The organism is Blautia sp. XA-2221, assembly GCF_028767025.1.
In the GTDB taxonomy this organism is placed as follows: domain Bacteria; phylum Bacillota; class Clostridia; order Lachnospirales; family Lachnospiraceae; genus Blautia_A.
The window spans coordinates 165,591-183,889 of record NZ_JAJQXX010000004.1 but is presented as its reverse complement, the minus strand read 5'-3'; the positions used below and the strand labels follow the sequence as shown (position 1 = coordinate 183,889).

Here is an 18,299-nt window from a genome sequence, read left to right as displayed (position 1 = left end):
GATGAAGAGAGTTTTGACACTTTTTCTGACCGTGTTGCTTGTGGCTGGGCTTTTTGCAGGCTGCGGAAAAAAGACACAGGAAACGCAGAAGTATACAGAGCCGGTTACAGAGGAGGAACAGAAAAATATTAAGATTGGTCTGAGCTTTGACTCTTTTGTTATTGAGCGGTGGCTCAGGGACAGGGACGCCTTTGTGGCGGCGGCAGACAAACTTGGCGCCGAGGTAAATGTGCAGAATGCCAACGGGGACGTAGAGGAACAGATAGATCAGATCCGGTATCTGATCAAAAAACAGGTGGACGTTCTTGTTGTGGTGGCAACAGACTGTATGGCTCTGTCCGAGGTGGTACAGGAGGTGAAAAGCGCAGGTATTCCTGTCATCTCTTATGATCGACTGATCCAGAATGCAGATTCTGATCTTTATATCTCTTTTGATAATAAAAAAGTCGGGGAATATATGGCGAAGGCGCTGACCCGGGAGATTCCTGACGGCGGAAATATTTTTATGATCCAGGGACCTGAAGAGGACAATAACGTAAAGCTGGTACGTGAAGGATTTGAAGAAGGACTGAAAAACAGCAATCTGAAAGTGGTGTATAAAGCAAACTGTGAAGGCTGGCTGGCAGAGCAGGCAATAGACGCTCTGAATAAAGGACTGGAAAAATTTCCGGAAGTCAGCGGAATCATGTGCGGAAATGACGATATTGCAAGTCATGTGGTAAATACTCTGGCGGAAACAAGAAAAGCAGGAAATATTGTTGTAGTAGGACAGGACGGAGATCTTGCAGCCTGTCAGAGAATTGCAGAGGGAACGCAGACAATGACAGTTTACAAGTCTGTAGAAAGTCTTGCGGAAATGGCGGCTGAGATGGCAGTGAAACTGGCAAGAGGGGAGAAGCTGGAGCTTGACGGACAGACTATGAATGACGGCTCTTATGATGTGCCCTGCTGTCTGCTGGAAACTGTTGCGGTTTCCAGAGAAAACCTGGATCAGGTGATCATAGACGGAGGAGTGCATAGCGAAGACGACGTATACCTGAATGTGATGCAGACCCGGGACAAAAAAGAATAGCATTTTTTTGTTGCAAAAATGTCTTGTATAATACAGGACATTTTTCTTTTTGAAAAAAAGTGCAGAAGCTTGCCAACTAACTCCAGACAGGTTCGTGTTATAGTAAATTCATCAAAAGGAACGAAAAAATAATTAAAAGAAAATGGAGGAATTCATTATGAAGAGAAAAGTTCTTGCAGGTCTTCTGACAGTAGTTATGGCCGCCGGATTTGTGGCAGTTCCGGGAATGCAGACAGAAGTAAAGGCTGATGACAAAAAAATGGTTGGCGTTGCAATGCCTACAAAGGATCTTCAGAGATGGAACCAGGACGGCGAAAACATGAAAAAATCTCTGGAAGATGCCGGTTACGAAGTAGACCTTCAGTATGCTTCCAATGAAGTTGCTACTCAGGTATCTCAGGTTGAAAATATGATTTCCAACGGCTGCGATATTCTTGTTATTGCATCTATTGACGGAAGCTCTCTGGGAGAGCCGTTAAGCCAGGCAAAAGAGGCCGGCATCCCGGTTATCGCATATGACCGTCTTCTGATGGAATCTGATGCAGTTTCCTACTATGCAACCTTTGATAACTATATGGTAGGACAGAAACAGGGCGAGTATATCGAAGAAACTCTGAATCTGAAAGAGGAAAAAGGTCCGTTTAACATTGAGCTGGTTGCAGGCGCGCCGGATGACAACAATGCAAAATTCTTCTTCAGCGGCGCAATGGACGTGCTTCAGCCATACATTGATGAAGGTGTTCTTGTAGTAAAATCCGGACAGACAGAATTTGAGAAATGTGCAACTCAGGCATGGGATTCTGCTAAAGCTCAGGACAGAATGGATACTATCATTGCAGGCAACTACACAGATGGAACAAATCTTGATGCAGTTCTCTGCTCCAATGACTCCACATCCCTTGGCGTACAGAACTCTCTGGCAGCTTCCTACACAGGAGAATACCCGGTTATCACAGGCCAGGACTGCGATATGGCAAACGTTAAAAACCTTGTAGCAGGAAAACAGTCTATGGATATTTTCAAAGACACACGTATGCTGGCAGATCAGGTTGTAAAAATGGTTGAGTCCATTCTTAACGGCGAGGAAGCAGAAGTAAATGATACAGAAAGTTATGACAACGGAACAGGCGTCATTCCCACATACCTCTGCGAGCCAACTGTTGTAACAGCTGACAACTACAAAGAAATTCTTATTGATTCCGGTTACTATACAGAGGACCAGATCAAATAAAACATGATGATTCATAAGGGGGCGGACTCCGCCCCCTTATCATTTCAAATTTAGGGAGGGATATCATTGGCGAAAATACTTCTGGAAATGAAAAATATTACCAAGACTTTCCCGGGTGTAAAAGCACTGGATAATGTAAATCTGAAGGTAGAAGAGGGCGAGATCCATGCGCTGGTAGGAGAGAACGGCGCAGGAAAATCAACTTTGATGAACGTTCTCAGCGGAATTTATCCTTATGGCTCCTATGAGGGAGATATTATTTACAATGGTGAGATCTGCAGATTTACAAATATTAAGGACAGTGAAGAAAAAGGGATAGTTATTATTCATCAGGAACTGGCATTGATCCCCTATATGACAATCGGGGAAAATATGTATCTTGGAAACGAAAAAGGTTCTGCATTCTCCATTAACTGGAATGAAACTTACGGAGAAGCAGATGAATATTTGAAAACAGTAGGACTGGAAGAATCTTCCCGTACTTTGATCAAGGATATAGGTGTTGGAAAACAGCAGCTTGTGGAAATTGCAAAAGCTCTTGCAAAACATGCAAAGCTTCTGATTCTGGATGAACCGACAGCTTCTCTGAATGAGGATGACTCAAAAGCGCTTCTGGAGCTGCTTCTGAAATTCAAAAAAGAGGGTATGACTTCCATTATCATTTCTCATAAACTGAATGAAATTTCTTATGTGGCAGATAAGATCACAGTTATCCGTGACGGTTCCACAATCGAAACGCTGGACAAAAAAACAGACGATATTTCAGAAAACCGTATCATTCAGGGTATGGTAGGCCGTGAGCTGACAGACCGTTTCCCGAAACGTCCCCATGTAAAAATCGGGGATGTGTCCATGGAGGTCAAGAACTGGACGGTTCACCACCCGCTTTATTCTGAAAGAAAGGTAGTAGACAATGCTTCTTTCAAGGTACATAAAGGTGAAGTAGTAGGAATCTCCGGACTGATGGGCGCCGGACGTACGGAGCTTGCCATGAGTATTTTTGGCAAAAGCTACGGTACGGGAATCAGCGGACAGGTATTTATTGACGGCAAAGAAGTTAAAATGAATACAGTCACAGATGCGATTAAACATAAGCTTGCCTATGTGACTGAGGACAGAAAAGGCAATGGCCTGATTCTTTCCAGTCCGATCAAGATCAACACGACCCTTGCCAATCTGAAGAATGTAAGCAACTGCGGTGTTCTTGATAACGACAAAGAATATGCGGTGGCAGACGAATACAGGGAGAAGCTGAAAACCAAATGTCCGACCGTAGAACAGAATGTAGGAAATCTGAGCGGTGGAAACCAGCAGAAGGTCCTTCTGGCAAAATGGATGTTTACCGAACCGGATATCCTGATTCTTGACGAGCCCACCCGCGGCATTGATGTAGGTGCAAAATATGAGATTTACTGTATTATTAACGACCTGGTTGCAGCAGGAAAATCTGTAATTATGATCTCCTCTGAGCTTCCTGAGGTTCTTGGTATGTCCGACAGGATCTATATCATGAATGAAGGAAAGATCGTGGGAGAGGTCAGCGGACAGGAAGCTACCCAGGAAGGCATCATGTCACGTATTCTGAAATCAAGCAAAGGAGAATAAGCCATGGAAAATAAGATCAGATTTTCTGAAGTATTGAAAAAATATACAATGGTTATTGTGCTGGCACTGGTAATCATTTTGTTTACAGTGAATACCGGAGGAAAAATGCTCCTGCCCCAGAATGTCAATAACCTGATCGTACAGAACGCATATGTATTTATTCTTGCAACAGGTATGCTGTTCTGTATTCTGACAGGAGGAAACATTGACCTGTCTGTAGGTTCTATTGTCTGCTTCGTTGGCGCCGTAGGCGGAAAAATGATGGTGACAAATGAAATGAACCCGTATCTGTCAATTATAGTTATGCTTCTGGTAGGACTTCTTATCGGAGCATGGCAGGGATTCTGGATCGCTTACGTTCGAATACCACCGTTTATTGTAACACTTGCGGGAATGTTGGTATTCCGTGGACTTTCCAATGTTGTACTGGAAGGTATGACTCTGGCTCCGATGCCGGATAATTTCCTTGCACTTTTTAACAACTATATTCCGGATTTCTTCGGAATGGAAGGCTTTAACATGACCTGCTTCCTTGTAGGTGTGGTTGTCTGTGTCCTTTATGTGTTTATGGTACTGAAGGGACGAGCTTCCAGAACTAAAAAAGGTTATCGCGTAGAACCCTTTGGCGGTGTGCTGATTAAAATGATCGTAATCTGTGCGGCAGTTCTGGCATTTATGTTCCGTCTGGCACAGTACAAAGGTATTCCGAACTCTCTGGTATGGATCGCTGTTGTAATCGCAGTTTATACTTATATTGCTTCCAAGACTACAGTAGGCCGTTATTTCTATGCAGTAGGCGGCAACGAGAAAGCAACAAAGCTTTCCGGTATCAATACAAACAGAGTTTATTTCCTGGCTTATCTGAACATGGGATTTCTGGCAGCAGTGGCAGGTATGGTCACAACAGCCCGACTGAATTCTGCCAACCCTACAGCAGGAACAAGCTTTGAGATGGATGCGATCGGCGCCTGCTTTATCGGCGGTGCTTCCGCATACGGCGGAACAGGAACCGTTCCAGGCGTTATCATTGGCGCTCTTCTGATGGGTGTTCTGAACCTTGGTATGAGTATCATGGGTGTTGACCAGAACATGCAGAAGGTGGTAAAAGGTCTTGTACTTCTGGCAGCAGTTATCTTTGATGTAGTAAGTAAGAGAAAATCCTTTATTGTAAAATAAGTCAATGGAATAACAACTGGTTTCGTAAAAATCGGAAAACCTTCTTAAATCGATATGCTTTCTTTTAAACATAATTGTCGCTATATCTGAAAAAATGGTGTATAATAGCTAAAAGATTATGTCGCATTTAAGATCAGCTTTTCCAGTAGAGATTTATAGGGTAAATACCATGCATCAAGATGCTGCAGCATTTTGATGAAATAGAGGCGGCAGTACCACATCTTAGTTGAGTGGTGTCTGCCGTTTTCTAATTGAAAGGAATCCATAAGCATTGAATTTACTGAGCTGAAGATTCCGATAGAATATTTTATAATCAGAGGAGGTATGACTATGAAAAACGGAATTGATCTTCATCTTCATCTGGATGGATCTCTTACCCCGGCTTATGTGATCAGGCAGGCGAAAAAGCAGGGGATAGAGCTTCCTGCCTGGGAAGAAAATGAATTGGTGAAATATATGACAGCGCCGGCTGACTGTCAGGATCTAAATGAATATCTGGAAAAGTTTGATCTGCCCTGTTCTGTAATGCAGACAGAGGAGGGACTGACAGATGCAGCCCGGGACGTATGCAGTCAGATGAAGGAACAGGGGCTGAAATATGTGGAAATCCGTTTTGCGCCGCAGCTTCATACTCAAAAAGGTCTGACCCAGGAGCAGGTGGTAAAAGCAGTCCTGAAAGGATTGCTCTGCGATGATGATTTCCAGTCAAGAGTTATTTTGTGCTGCATGAGAAAAGATAATAATGAACAGGAGAACCTGGAAACGATACATATTGCGGCAAAATATCTGGGAAAAGGCGTTGTGGCAGCAGATCTGGCAGGTGCAGAGGCACTTTTTCCAACCTCCTCTTTTGAAAAAATCTTCAAAGAGGCAAAAAAAGAGGGAATACCATTTACAATTCATGCAGGAGAGGCAGCCGGTCCGGAAAGTATATGGGCAGCATTAAAATTCGGAGCAAAACGGATCGGTCATGGAGTGCGATGCCTGGAAGATAAAGAATTAGTGGCTTATCTCAGAAAAAACCAGATTCCTCTTGAAGTATGCCCTACCAGTAATTTCCAGACAAAGGCGGTAAAAGGGGAATATCCATTAAAGAAAATGCTGGAGGAAGGCTTGTGCGTAACCTTAAATACAGATAACACGACTGTTTCCGGAACCACTCTGGAAAGGGAATATGAGATTGCCGGAACTCAGCTGGGTCTGACAGAAGAAGAGATCAGCAGATTAAAAGAAAATGCAGAAAAGTCCAGATTCTGATTTTTTAGTATCTATTGTATACTTTATAACAGAAGAGAAGCGAAAGTATGCGTAAAAATGTACAAAAAAATATTTGGTTATTAAAAAAAATCTGTTTAATAATAAAAAAAAGGACATGAGTCCTTTTTTTATTGCACAAAAAAGATGTATAATAAATGGAACAAAAAGATATTTTGCACAAACAGGAACGGGTAAAGGAGGTACATGAGTGGAATATGTAATCGAAATGAACCATATTACAAAACAATTTGGGGATTTTAAAGCAAACGATGACATTACTCTCCAGGTAAAAAAAGGAGAAGTCCACGCTCTTCTTGGGGAAAACGGAGCAGGAAAGTCCACCTTGATGAGTGTTCTTTTTGGTCTTTATCAGCCGGAGGAAGGCGAAATAAAGATCAATGGAAAAACTGTAAAGATCAATAATCCAAATGATGCGAATGAGTTGGGCATCGGAATGGTTCATCAGCATTTTAAACTGGTTCATAATTTTACAGTTCTGGAAAGTATTGTGCTTGGCAGGGAAACCGTAAAAATGGGTGTTCTGAAAATGGAAGACGCCAGAAAAAAAGTAATGGAACTCAGTGAAAAGTACAAATTTAAAATTGATCCGGATGCCTACATCTCTGATATTACCGTAGGAATGCAGCAAAGAGTTGAAATCCTTAAAATGCTGTACTGTGACAATGATATTTTGATTTTTGACGAGCCTACCGCAGTACTGACTCCTCAGGAGATCCAGGAGCTTATGAAAGTAATGAAGCAGCTTGTGGCAGAGGGAAAATCCATTATTTTTATTACTCATAAGCTGAATGAGATCAAGGAAGTAGCAGATCGCTGCAGTGTTTTGCGTAAAGGCAAATACATCGGTACCATCAATGTGGCAGATACCACCAAAGAACAGATGTCTGAAATGATGGTAGGAAGAAAAGTAAACCTGAACGTGGAAAAAACAGAAATGAATCCCGGAGATGCAGTTCTGGAAGTGAGAAATCTGACCATCAAAAGCAAAGCTTCAAAGAAAGCGGCTGTTAAAAATGTTTCTTTTAAGGTTCGTAAAGGTGAAATTCTTTGTGTGGCAGGTATTGATGGGAATGGACAATCAGAACTGGTATATGGAATTACAGGTCTGATGCCCCTGGACAGCGGACAGGTGATCTTAAACGGAAAAGATATTACAAAGGAAAGCATCCGTCAGAAATGTATTGATGGTATGGCTCATATTCCGGAAGATCGTCATAAAGACGGACTGGTTCTTGACTATACACTTCAGGAGAACCTGGTACTTCAGACTTACTATACAGACCGTTTTCAGAAACATGGATTTTTGAAATTTGATGCAATCCGTGAGTATGCAAAAGAGCTGATCAAAAAATTTGATATCCGTTCCAGTCATGGAGAAACCAGCATCGCCAGAGGCATGTCCGGCGGAAACCAGCAGAAAGCCATTATTGCCAGAGAGCTTGACAGAAATCCGGAGATCGTAATTGCAGTGCAGCCGGTACGAGGACTTGACGTAGGAGCCATCGAGTACATCCATAAGCAGCTTGTAGCACAGAGAGATGCAGGAAAAGCGGTTCTTTTGGTATCTCTGGAACTGGATGAGGTAATGAATTTAAGTGACCGTATCGTGGTTATGTACGAAGGTGAGATTGTTGCTGACCTGAATCCGAAGGAAATCACAACAGAGGAACTTGGACTTTATATGGCAGGTGCAAAAAGGAGTGTGAAGAATGAACAGTAAACGTAAATCTATATTTAAAGGAGAAGGATTTGTTAATTTCAGTTCTTCTATCCTGGCGATCATCTGTGGTCTGCTGTTTGGATTCATCATCCTTCTTGCAAGTAATCCCAGCCAGGCTGTAAATGGATTTATGATGATCATAAAAGGCGGTTTTACAGACGGTATGAAAGGAGTAGGTGATGTTCTCTACTATGCGACTCCGATCATTATGACAGGTCTTTCTGTAGGATTTGCTTTTAAAACAGGCCTTTTTAACATCGGAGCATCCGGACAGTTTACAGCAGGAGCTTTTGCAGCCGTATATGTAGGAATCAAATGGACGTTCCTTCCGGCTTCAATCCACTGGCTGGTAGCCCTTCTGGCAGCAATCTTGGTAGGAGCTCTGGTAGGAAGTATTCCGGGAATCCTGAAAGCTTTCTTTAATGTAAATGAAGTTATTTCAGCGATCATGATGAATTACATCGGCATGTATATCGTGAATCTTCTGGTTCGCAACTATATTTACGATCCGCTGAAAAATCAGTCTGTGGCAGTAGCTCAAAGTGCGATACTGCCAAAAGCCGGACTGGACAAGATTTTTGTAGGCGCAAGCCTGAACATCGGAATTTTTATTGCAGTACTTTGTGTGATCCTGATTTATGTGATCCTGAACAAGACAACATTCGGATATGAGTTAAAAGCCTGCGGTCTTAACCCTCACGCAAGCAAATATGCCGGAATCAATGAAAAGAGAAATATCGTTCTTTCCATGGTGATCTCCGGTGCCCTTGCAGGTCTTGGCGGTGCGCTGCTGTATCTGGCAGGATCCGGAAAATATCTTCAGGTACTTGATATCATTGCACCGGAAGGATTTTCAGGAATTTCAGTGGCTCTTCTTGGACTTTCCAATCCGATCGGAATCCTGTTTTCCGGACTTTTTATCGGACATATTACTGTAGGCGGCTACAATATGCAGCTTTTTGACTTTGTATCAGAAGCGATCGATATTATTATTGCAGCAATCGTTTACTGCGGCGCTCTGTCTCTCCTGTTTAAGACAATGATCCATAAGATTCAGATGAGACGGGCAAAAAAAGCAGAAGCAAAAGCAGTTGGCACAGATAAAGGAAAGGAGGAATAGGCATGAGCGTATTATATTTTATCATTCAGCAGACAATGTATTTTGCGATTCCTCTTCTGATCGTGGCCATCGGTGCTATGTATTCGGAACGAAGCGGCGTCATCAACATTGCTCTGGAAGGTATTATGGTTATGGGAGCCTTTGTAGGAATTTTCTTTATCAATATCTTTCAGAACAGTATCAGTGGACAGCTCCTGCTGATCCTGGCAGTTTTGATCGCAGGTGCGGTAGGCGGGATATTTTCTCTGCTTCATGCATTTGCTTCCGTAAACATGAAAGCAGATCAGACTATCAGCGGTACTGCTCTTAATATGTTTGCTCCGGCATTTGCGATTTATGTGGCACGTATGATCCAGGGTACTCAGCAGATTCCTTTTGCAGATACCTTTTATATTTCAAAGGTACCGGTTCTTGGAAGTATTCCGGTGATCGGACCTATGTTTTTCCAGAATTGCTATATCACTACATTTATTGGCATCGGTATTTTCCTTGTGGCAGCCTTTGCCATCAAAAAGACAAGATTCGGTCTTCGTCTCCGTGCCTGCGGTGAGCATCCGGGCGCAGCAGACTCTGTAGGCGTAAACGTAGCAGGGATCCGCTATGCAGGTGTTATCATTTCCGGTGTCCTTGCCGGAATCGGCGGTCTGGTATTCGTAGTTCCGACATCCACAAACTTTAATGCAACTGTAGCCGGATATGGATTCCTTGCCATTGCCGTGCTGATCTTCGGACAGTGGAGAAGTGGTAAAATCCTTATGGCAGCATTTTTCTTCGGTATCATGAAGACACTGGCAAGTGCATATTCAGCTATTCCGATACTGAAATCTCTGCCGATCCCAAATGAGATCTACAAGACGATTCCTTATATTGCAACGCTGATCGTCCTGATCTTTTCTTCAAAGAATTCTCAGGCTCCGCGGGCAGAGGGAATTCCATATGATAAGGGAAGCAGATAAACGTTTATTTTTACGTGAAACTTATTAATTTACATAAAAAATCCAAAGGAGGACAAAAACATGATGAAAAAATTATTAAGTTTATTACTGGCAGGCGTAATGGTTATGGGAGGTGCTGCAACGGTTCATGCAGATGAGGGATATGAACTTGCGCTGATCACAGACGTAGGAACTATTGACGACAAATCCTTTAACCAGGGTTCCTGGGAAGGACTGGAGGCATATGCAAAAGATAATAATCTTACCTGCAAATATTACAAACCGGCTGAAAAATCAGACGCTGCATGCATGACCTCCATTGACCTTGCAGTAAAAGGAGGAGCAAAGGTTATCGTAACTCCGGGATTCCTGTTTGAGTATCCGGTTCTGGAAGCACAGGATAAATATCCGGACGTAAAATTCGTAATTATTGATGCAGCTCCTACAGATCCTAACGAGGGTCAGAGAATTGAGAAAAACGTAGAATCCATTTTCTATGCAGAGGAGCAGGCTGGTTATCTGGCAGGCTATGCAGCAGTAGCAGAAGGCTATACAAAGCTTGGATTCATGGGCGGTATTGCAGTTCCTGCAGTAATCCGTTACGGTTATGGATTTATCCAGGGCGCTGACGCAGCTGCAAAAGAGCTTGGCGTAGAAGAAGTGTCCATGAAGTATACTTATGTAGGAAACTTTGATGCAACTCCGGAAAACAATGCAAAAGCATCTGCATGGTATAACGAAGGAACAGAAGTAATCTTCGCATGCGGCGGTGCAGTTGGAAACTCTGTTATGAAAGCAGCAGAGACTTCTGGCGGCAAAGTGATCGGTGTAGACGTTGACCAGTCTTCCGAGTCTGATACAGTTATTACATCTGCTATGAAGAACCTTGGCGATTCTGTATACAATACTGTAAAATCTTGTTATGATGGAACCTTTGAAGGCGGAAAATCTGTAACTCTTACAGCTGCTGACAATGGTATCTTACTGCCGATGGAAACATCTAAATTTGAGAAATTTGACCAGGCTACATATGATAAACTTTTCCAGGGTCTTGTTGACGGAAGCATCAAAGTAGAAAATGATACAGTTGCAGCAAGCGCAACAGATGTTCCGGCAGACAATGTAAAAGTAGAACTGATCCAGTAATGGAATCAGCAGAACGGAGCAACTATTGATTCAATAACAAAAAGGCTGTCGCACAAGTAAGTGGGACAGCCTGTTTTCCTAAATGAGGTGAAAGATCATGAGTGACTACCTGTATAATGCCATATCTGTTCTGGGAGAAATAGAACATGAAAAATATGAGGAACTGAAAGCATATTTTGCCGGCGCTCCCAGGTGGCTCATTGATTCTTTCCAGATCATTAAGATGGAAAAGGACTATACATTTATCAGAGAAAACGAACCGGTCAAATATATTTATCTGATCATTAAAGGAATCATACGGGCAGCAGATTACAGGATCTATGGAATCGTATATGATTTTATGAGAGTAAATACACTGGAAGCAATGGGCGGTATGGAATTAGTCCTGGATCTTCCTGTATATAATGCAACCATAGAAACAGTGACGCCCTGTATTGCGATCAAGATTCCGAAACACAGTTATGAAAAATGGTTAAATACAGACATCAATGCATTGAAACGGGAAGCGAAAACCGTAGGACGTTATTTATTGGAAACAGATAGGAAAAGCAGAGCTTATTTATTTCTGCAGGGTGCCGACAGGCTGGCTCTTTACCTGGTGGACACCTATAAGAAAAATGAAAAAGACGGAAGATTCTTTGTGAATTCCTCCAGAGCGGAGCTTTCTGAGATGACAGGGCTTTGTGTCCGGACAGTCAACCGCGCGGTCAAAAAGTTCCATGAAAACGGATGGATCACAAAAGAAGGAAATAAATTCAGTATCAATAAAGAGCAGTACATGAAGATGAATGAAATGGTATCAGCATTAATAGAGAGGTGATGATATGGAAAATAGAATTTATGAAAAACTTATCACATGCACCAATGCAGTGAAAAGTCGTATTTCATTTAAACCGGAGGTGGCATTGATCCTGGGCTCTGGACTGGGAGATTATGCCAAAGAAATGGATGTTGTGGAAGTTCTGGAATATTCTGAGATTGAAGGATTTCCGGTATCTACAGTGACAGGGCATCAGGGAAGATTTTTGTTTGGTTATGTACAGGGAGTTCCGATTGTAGCCATGCAGGGACGTGTTCATTACTATGAAGGATATGAAATGTCAGACGTTGTGCTTCCTACCAGATTAATGGGATTGCTGGGGGCAAAAACGATTATCCTTACAAATGCAGCCGGAGGCGTTAATTATAATTTCTGCCCGGGAGATCTGATGATGATCACAGATCATATTACAACGGCTGTTCCAAGTCCTTTGATCGGACAAAATCTGGAGGAACTGGGACCAAGATTTCCTGATATGAGTGAAGTTTATAAAAAAGAACTGAGAGAAATCATCAAAAAGGCTGCCAGAAATATGCAGGTAAGCATCCAGCAGGGAGTATACATGCAGTTTACAGGTCCGAATTATGAAACACCGGCAGAAATCCGTATGTGCAGAGCTATGGGCGGAGATGCGGCAGGAATGAGCACTGCCTGTGAGGCAATGGCTGCCAATCACATGGGAATGGATGTATGCGGAATATCCTGTATCACAAATATGGCATCAGGAATGTCCGCACAGCCGCTGGATCATAAAGAGGTACAGGAGACAGCAGACCGTGCAGCGGCAGATTTTAAGAAGCTGGTGACAGAGACCATACGTCTGATCGGAGAAAGAAAGAATGGATGAAAAAGTTCTGGACAGTGGAAGCTTAAATGAAAAAAAACTGATTGAACTGGCTCATGAGGCCAGAAAACGGGCTTATACTCCTTATTCTCACTTCCAGGTAGGCGCGGCGCTTGTTACAAAACAGGGAAAAGTATATCTGGGATGCAATATAGAAAACGCATCCTATACTCCCAGCAACTGTGCAGAGAGAACCGCATTTTTTAAGGCGGTATCGGAAGGAGAGAGAGAATTTGCAGCCATAGCGGTTGTAGGCGACGCGGAAGGAACAGAGGGAAAAGAAACGTGTTCGCCATGTGGAGTATGCCGTCAGGTCATGCGTGAATTTTGTGCTCCGGAAGAATTCCGGATTCTTCTGGAGGATGGAAAAGGTGGAATTTTGAACTACAGTCTGGCAGAATTGCTGCCGCTGGGATTCGGACCGGAAAATCTGGCCCGCTAAAAGGAGGAAGATAAAATGCAGAATTATTCAGGTGAAGTGGGATTGCAGTATCATTTACAGATCCGGAAAGGTGATGTAGGACGTTATGTGATTCTTCCGGGAGATCCGAAACGCTGTGAAAAGATCGCCAGATTTTTTGATGATGCGAAGCTGGTGGCAGACAGTCGTGAGTATGTGACTTATACCGGCTATCTGGACGGCGAAAAAGTCAGTGTGACCTCAACTGGAATTGGAGGACCTTCTGCTTCAATCGCTATGGAAGAGCTTGTGCTTTGCGGAGCGGATACTTTTATCCGTGTGGGAACCTGTGGCGGTATTGAGATGGATGTAAAAGGCGGAGATATTGTTGTAGCAACCGGAGCGATCCGCATGGAGGGAACCAGCAGAGAATATGCTCCTATTGAGTTTCCGGCAGTTGCAGATCTGGACGTTACAAATGCTCTGGTATCAGCGGCAAAAGAGCTGGGTTACACTTATCATGCAGGCGTTGTTCAGTGTAAGGATGCTTTTTATGGACAGCATGAGCCGGAGAGAATGCCGGTCAGCTACGAACTTCTGAACAAGTGGGAAGCATGGAAACGTCTGGGCTGCAAAGCATCGGAAATGGAATCAGCTGCATTGTTTGTGGCGGCAAGTCATTTGAGAGTACGCTGCGGATCTGATTTTCTTGTAGTGGGAAATCAGGAGAGAAATGCAGCAGGATTGGACAATCCTATTGTTCATGATACAGAGTCAGCAATTAAGGTTGCTGTAGAAGCTATCCGCAAACTGATCCGGGCAGACAGAGAAAAATAAGCTATCACGATTCTTATATACATGATCAATAATAGGAAGGAAGGCATTTCATTGAGTAAATTTAAACGTGTTTTTACCATTGTTGTAGACTCTATGGGAATTGGTGCCCTGCCGGATGCTGCAGAATATGGAGATGCAGGAACCGATACGCTGGGGCACATTGCGGAAAGAACAGAAAACTTTCAGATTCCTAATTTTCAAAAGCTGGGGATTGCCAATCTTCATCCGCTGAAAGGCGTTCCGGCAGCAGAAAAGCCTCTTGGCTATTATATGGAAATGGCAGAAGCCAGTGTGGGAAAGGATACTATGACCGGCCATTGGGAAATGATGGGACTTCATATTACCACACCGTTTAAAACCTTTACGGAAACAGGATTTCCCAAAGAGCTTCTGGATGAACTGTCAGCAAGGACGGGGCGTGTGATTATTGGAAACAAAAGCGCCAGCGGAACTGAAATCCTGGACGAACTGGCAGAAGAAGAAATTGCAACCGGTCATATGATCGTGTACACGTCTGCAGATTCTGTTCTCCAGATCTGTGGAAATGAAGAAACCTTTGGGCTTCAGGAACTTTATCGCTGCTGCGAGATTGCCAGAGAGCTGACTATGAAGGATGAATGGAAGGTTGGAAGAGTCATTGCAAGACCTTATGTAGGAAAAAAGAAGGGGGAATTCAAGCGTACTGCCAACCGTCATGATTATGCACTGAAACCTTATGGGAAAACAGCGCTGGATGCCTTAAAGGAGGCAGGATATGAGGTGATCTCTGTTGGAAAGATTTTTGATATTTTTGACGGAGAAGGCCTGACGGAATCCAATAAATCCAAGAGCTCTGTTCATGGAATGGAACAGACCATTGAAATTGCGAGAAAAGATTTTGAAGGATTGTGCTTTACCAACCTGGTAGACTTCGACGCCTTGTGGGGACACCGCCGCAATGTAGAAGGTTATGCGCAGGAGCTGGAAAAATTTGACCAAAAACTGGGCGAACTTCTTCAGGTACTTCGTGAGGACGATCTTTTAATCATTACGGCAGATCACGGAAATGATCCAACCCATACAGGAACGGATCACACCAGAGAACATGTGCCTTTTGTAGCTTATTCTCCTTCTATGAAAGGAAATGGAAAACTGGAGGACACGGATACCTTTGCAGTGATTGGGGCAACTATTGCAGATAATTTCGGTGTAAAAATGCCGGAAGGAACCATTGGACATTCAATTTTAGATAAACTGAAATAAGTTATCAGAAAGGACAGTTATGGATAAAAAAGAAATCTTAAGCAAAGTAGACCATACCTTATTGACACAGACTGCAACATGGGAGGAAATCCGCCAGATTCTGGACGATTCTATTAAATATGGAGCAGCATCCGCATGCATTCCGGCTTCCTATGTAAAGCAAAGCGCTGATTATGTAGAGGGAAAGCTTCCCATTTGTACAGTGATCGGTTTTCCAAACGGATACAGCACTACGGCCACAAAAGTTTTTGAGACCAGGGACGCTATTGCCAACGGAGCTTCAGAGATAGACATGGTGATCAATATCGGCTTACTGAAAGATAAGAAATATCAGGAGCTGGAAGATGAGATCCGCAGCATTCACGAAGCTTGTGACGGAAAGATCCTTAAAGTAATCATTGAAACCTGTCTGCTTACAGATGAAGAAAAAATAAAAATGTGCGAAATCGTTACAAAGGCAGGAGCAGAGTTTATTAAAACCTCTACAGGATTTTCAAAATCCGGAGCAACCTTTGCAGATGTGGAGCTGATGAGGAAACATGTGGGACCGGAAGTGAAGGTAAAAGCAGCCGGCGGTATTTCTTCTCTGGAGGACGCAGAAGAATTTATCCGTCTTGGGGCTGATCGTCTGGGAACAAGTCGAATTGTCAAAATTATAAAGAATACCGATGATGGTACTGGATATTAAATAATAGATAAAAGAGCGGCTAATATTGTCTTTTAGCTTTATGGTCTTTTAAAATAAGAATCTCCTGTAGAAATCAGTGTTTTTATACCTGATTTGATACAGGAGATTTTTTTCTGCAATCTAAAGTTTCAGACAACAACATATTTATGAGATGAAAGTAGAATAGAAGATTGTTTATGCATGAAAATGACAAATAACATACAGGAAAATTGTGAAAAACATACAATTTACGAAACAAAATTACGTAAATATAATGTGAATTAAAGAAACAGAAACGCAAAAATAAAAAAAGAAAGGCGGTAAATTATGAGAGTAGGATATACAGGATGGACATGGATTCAGAATGAAAGAGATAATTGGAATCCAATTAATGACAGGCATAAGGAGAACTTTGAGCAGTTTTTAAGAGAAGTTTCCGATCTTGGATATGAAACTGTAGAAAATTTTAACTGGATTGCCGATTACTATGCAGATGACATTGAGGGATTTAAAAATGTGGTAAGCAAATATAACCTTAAATTTGAAAATCTTTATTTTTATTTTAGTAATAATCCAGAAAAAGATTATGAAGAAGCTGAAAAATATGTAAAGTTTATGAAAACAACAGATGTTCATTATATGAATATGCAAGGTGTAATGTGGTCTGATAAACCATATCAAAGACCAACAAATGAAGAAACAATTTTAAGCTATGCAGCATTAGCTAATAAAATTGGAAAACTTTGTAAAGAAAATGGAATTAAAGCTTGTATGCATCCTCATGCAAATACTGCAGTTTTCACAAAAGAACAGATTGATATGTTTATGGAAAATACAGATCCGGAATATGTATATTTGTGTGTGGATACAGCTCATACAACGCTTGCGGGTATGTATGCACCATCCTTGATCAAGGAATATGGAAAACGTATTGGTTATATGCATTTAAAGGATATTGATCCAGATGAATCTTTAAATCCAGAATGGCCGATGAAACGTTTTAGACCGCTGGGATATGGATGCATAGATTTTAAAGCAGTTGTAAAAGAACTGAGGAATGCAGGATATGATGATATCTTGTGTGTCGAGTTGGATTATCAGCCAGTATGTAATTATAGATCAGCACAGATTAGCAGAGAATATATTCACAATGTACTAGGATTATAAGGTAAAAAGGAGAAAGCAATGTCTGGACGATTAACCATGGAAGAAATAGCAAGACTAGCAGGTGTTTCTAAAGCTACGGTCTCCCGGGTTGTAAATGGAAAAGATGGGGTGGGAGAAAAGAAGCGTAGGCAAATTCAAAATCTTTTAGATGAGTTAAAATATGATACAGATTCTAATTTACCTACAATGGCTGCAAGAATGCGTCTAAAAACTATTGGGTTAATTATTCCAGACATTACGAATCCCTTTTTTGGGGAAATGGCTAGAGTGATTGGCACCAGACTAAATGAAAAAGGGTATTCTCTTATTTTAGGTGATAGTCTTTTCTCGGTTAGAACAGAAGGAAAATGGATACAGGATTTTGTTTCTAAAAAAGTGGATGGAATAATAATTGCACCTGTTGGGGATCATCCTTCAGAAGATTTTTCGTTAATGGAAAAATTTCATGTTCCATGCATATTTCTTGATAACTATTTAGAAGATGTACCAAATTGTGGAATTGTAACAACAGATAATGAGTTGGCTGTGTATATGGCGTGTGAATATTTTGTTAATAGTGGTGTTGATAAAATTGCTTTTATTGGTGGAAAAGGTAAAAGTAAGGTTGCAGCAGATAGATTAAAGGGCTATCATACAGCATTAACACAATTTGGAATTCCTTTTGAAAAAGAACTTGTTAGGTCAGGTGACTATACAGTGGATAGTGGATATAGAGCTATTTTAGAAATGGAAAGCGCAGGAATTCAGTATTCAGCAGTTATTTGTGCTAACGATTTAATGGCACTTGGTGTAATGAATGCCCTAAAAGAGTTGTCTTATAGAATCCCGGATGATGTACAAGTAATGGGGTACGATAATATATTTTTCTCTCAGTATATGGCTCCTGCATTAAGTACAATACAACATCCTATTATAGAAATGGGAAGAACGGCAGCTGATCTTATGCTGCAGGCTGTAGAAGAAAAAGCAGAAATATATCCGTTTGTAAAATTGAAAACAAGGCTACTACTTAGACAAACAACAAGATAAAGGAGAGTAA

17 protein-coding genes are annotated in these 18,299 nt (G+C 41.9%); all 17 read left to right on the top strand.

Features of this window, described 5'->3' with window-relative positions:
* The first annotated feature begins 1 nt into the window (after position 1).
* The 17 genes from LU279_RS05345 to LU279_RS05265 all read left to right on the top strand — a co-directional run bounded on the left by LU279_RS05345 (position 2) and on the right by LU279_RS05265 (position 18,289).
* On the top strand, positions 2-1,072 hold the full coding sequence (locus tag LU279_RS05345; protein WP_022067233.1) for a substrate-binding domain-containing protein: 1,071 nt from the start codon (positions 2-4) through the stop codon (positions 1,070-1,072).
* Positions 1,073-1,229: 157 nt separating this feature from the next.
* Positions 1,230-2,303, top strand: a complete 1,074-nt coding sequence (gene chvE, locus LU279_RS05340) for a multiple monosaccharide ABC transporter substrate-binding protein (RefSeq protein ID WP_022067232.1) — start codon at positions 1,230-1,232, stop codon at positions 2,301-2,303.
* A gap of 66 nt (positions 2,304-2,369) precedes the next feature.
* Positions 2,370-3,908 (top strand): multiple monosaccharide ABC transporter ATP-binding protein, encoded by a 1,539-nt coding sequence (mmsA, locus tag LU279_RS05335; RefSeq protein ID WP_274421502.1) that lies wholly within the window; start codon positions 2,370-2,372, stop codon positions 3,906-3,908.
* A 3-nt stretch (positions 3,909-3,911) separates the two neighbouring features.
* Positions 3,912-5,084 (top strand): multiple monosaccharide ABC transporter permease, encoded by a 1,173-nt coding sequence (mmsB, locus tag LU279_RS05330; protein WP_022067230.1) that lies wholly within the window; start codon positions 3,912-3,914, stop codon positions 5,082-5,084.
* 330 nt (positions 5,085-5,414) lie between these two features.
* Positions 5,415-6,341 carry an adenosine deaminase gene (gene add / locus LU279_RS05325; protein ID WP_274421501.1) on the top strand — a complete coding sequence of 309 codons (927 nt, stop codon included), beginning with the start codon at positions 5,415-5,417 and terminating at the stop codon, positions 6,339-6,341.
* Positions 6,342-6,549: 208 nt separating this feature from the next.
* Complete coding sequence (locus LU279_RS05320) at positions 6,550-8,082, top strand: ABC transporter ATP-binding protein (RefSeq protein ID WP_022067228.1); 1,533 nt, start codon at positions 6,550-6,552, stop codon at positions 8,080-8,082.
* Positions 8,072-9,202 (top strand): ABC transporter permease, encoded by a 1,131-nt coding sequence (locus LU279_RS05315; RefSeq protein WP_022067227.1) that lies wholly within the window; start codon positions 8,072-8,074, stop codon positions 9,200-9,202. Before LU279_RS05320 ends, LU279_RS05315 begins: the two co-directional genes overlap by 11 nt.
* Before the next feature lie 2 nt (positions 9,203-9,204).
* Entirely contained in the window at positions 9,205-10,158 is a 954-nt protein-coding gene (locus tag LU279_RS05310; RefSeq protein WP_022067226.1) for an ABC transporter permease, read from the top strand.
* Between the two features lie 60 nt (positions 10,159-10,218).
* Complete coding sequence (locus LU279_RS05305) at positions 10,219-11,283, top strand: BMP family lipoprotein (RefSeq protein ID WP_022067225.1); 1,065 nt, start codon at positions 10,219-10,221, stop codon at positions 11,281-11,283.
* 97 nt (positions 11,284-11,380) lie between these two features.
* Positions 11,381-12,103: a Crp/Fnr family transcriptional regulator gene (locus tag LU279_RS05300; protein WP_022067224.1), complete on the top strand. Its 723-nt coding sequence runs from the start codon at positions 11,381-11,383 to the stop codon at positions 12,101-12,103.
* Between the two features lie 4 nt (positions 12,104-12,107).
* Positions 12,108-12,950: a purine-nucleoside phosphorylase gene (locus LU279_RS05295; RefSeq protein WP_022067223.1), complete on the top strand. Its 843-nt coding sequence runs from the start codon at positions 12,108-12,110 to the stop codon at positions 12,948-12,950.
* Complete coding sequence (gene cdd, locus LU279_RS05290) at positions 12,943-13,389, top strand: cytidine deaminase (RefSeq protein WP_022067222.1); 447 nt, start codon at positions 12,943-12,945, stop codon at positions 13,387-13,389. The genes LU279_RS05295 and cdd overlap by 8 nt, the downstream gene beginning before the upstream one ends.
* Before the next feature lie 15 nt (positions 13,390-13,404).
* On the top strand, positions 13,405-14,184 hold the full coding sequence (gene udp, locus LU279_RS05285; RefSeq protein ID WP_022067221.1) for a uridine phosphorylase: 780 nt from the start codon (positions 13,405-13,407) through the stop codon (positions 14,182-14,184).
* Between the two features lie 51 nt (positions 14,185-14,235).
* Positions 14,236-15,426: a phosphopentomutase gene (locus LU279_RS05280; RefSeq protein ID WP_022067220.1), complete on the top strand. Its 1,191-nt coding sequence runs from the start codon at positions 14,236-14,238 to the stop codon at positions 15,424-15,426.
* 19 nt (positions 15,427-15,445) lie between these two features.
* Complete coding sequence (gene deoC, locus LU279_RS05275; RefSeq protein ID WP_022067219.1) at positions 15,446-16,114, top strand: deoxyribose-phosphate aldolase; 669 nt, start codon at positions 15,446-15,448, stop codon at positions 16,112-16,114.
* Positions 16,115-16,420: 306 nt separating this feature from the next.
* The gene (locus LU279_RS05270) at positions 16,421-17,260 is read left to right on the top strand and encodes a sugar phosphate isomerase/epimerase family protein (protein ID WP_274421499.1); all 840 of its coding nucleotides are present in this window, start codon (positions 16,421-16,423) and stop codon (positions 17,258-17,260) included.
* Positions 17,261-17,278: 18 nt separating this feature from the next.
* Positions 17,279-18,289, top strand: coding sequence for a LacI family DNA-binding transcriptional regulator (locus LU279_RS05265; RefSeq protein WP_274421498.1), 1,011 nt, complete (start codon positions 17,279-17,281; stop codon positions 18,287-18,289).
* Positions 18,290-18,299: the final 10 nt, after the last annotated feature.

Excerpts from the sequence above, each read along its gene's own strand:
- deoC (WP_022067219.1), top strand. The coding sequence starts at position 15,446 with ATGGATAAAAAAGAAATCTTAAGCAAAGTAGACCATACCTTATTGACA.
- udp (WP_022067221.1), top strand. The coding sequence starts at position 13,405 with ATGCAGAATTATTCAGGTGAAGTGGGATTGCAGTATCATTTACAGATC.
- LU279_RS05300 (WP_022067224.1), top strand. The coding sequence starts at position 11,381 with ATGAGTGACTACCTGTATAATGCCATATCTGTTCTGGGAGAAATAGAA.
- LU279_RS05305 (WP_022067225.1), top strand. The coding sequence starts at position 10,219 with ATGATGAAAAAATTATTAAGTTTATTACTGGCAGGCGTAATGGTTATG.
- LU279_RS05270 (WP_274421499.1), top strand. The coding sequence starts at position 16,421 with ATGAGAGTAGGATATACAGGATGGACATGGATTCAGAATGAAAGAGAT.
- cdd (WP_022067222.1), top strand. The coding sequence starts at position 12,943 with ATGGATGAAAAAGTTCTGGACAGTGGAAGCTTAAATGAAAAAAAACTG.
- LU279_RS05345 (WP_022067233.1), top strand. The coding sequence starts at position 2 with ATGAAGAGAGTTTTGACACTTTTTCTGACCGTGTTGCTTGTGGCTGGG.
- add (WP_274421501.1), top strand. The coding sequence starts at position 5,415 with ATGAAAAACGGAATTGATCTTCATCTTCATCTGGATGGATCTCTTACC.
- LU279_RS05295 (WP_022067223.1), top strand. The coding sequence starts at position 12,108 with ATGGAAAATAGAATTTATGAAAAACTTATCACATGCACCAATGCAGTG.
- LU279_RS05310 (WP_022067226.1), top strand. The coding sequence starts at position 9,205 with ATGAGCGTATTATATTTTATCATTCAGCAGACAATGTATTTTGCGATT.
- LU279_RS05315 (WP_022067227.1), top strand. The coding sequence starts at position 8,072 with ATGAACAGTAAACGTAAATCTATATTTAAAGGAGAAGGATTTGTTAAT.
- LU279_RS05265 (WP_274421498.1), top strand. The coding sequence starts at position 17,279 with ATGTCTGGACGATTAACCATGGAAGAAATAGCAAGACTAGCAGGTGTT.
- chvE (WP_022067232.1), top strand. The coding sequence starts at position 1,230 with ATGAAGAGAAAAGTTCTTGCAGGTCTTCTGACAGTAGTTATGGCCGCC.
- mmsB (WP_022067230.1), top strand. The coding sequence starts at position 3,912 with ATGGAAAATAAGATCAGATTTTCTGAAGTATTGAAAAAATATACAATG.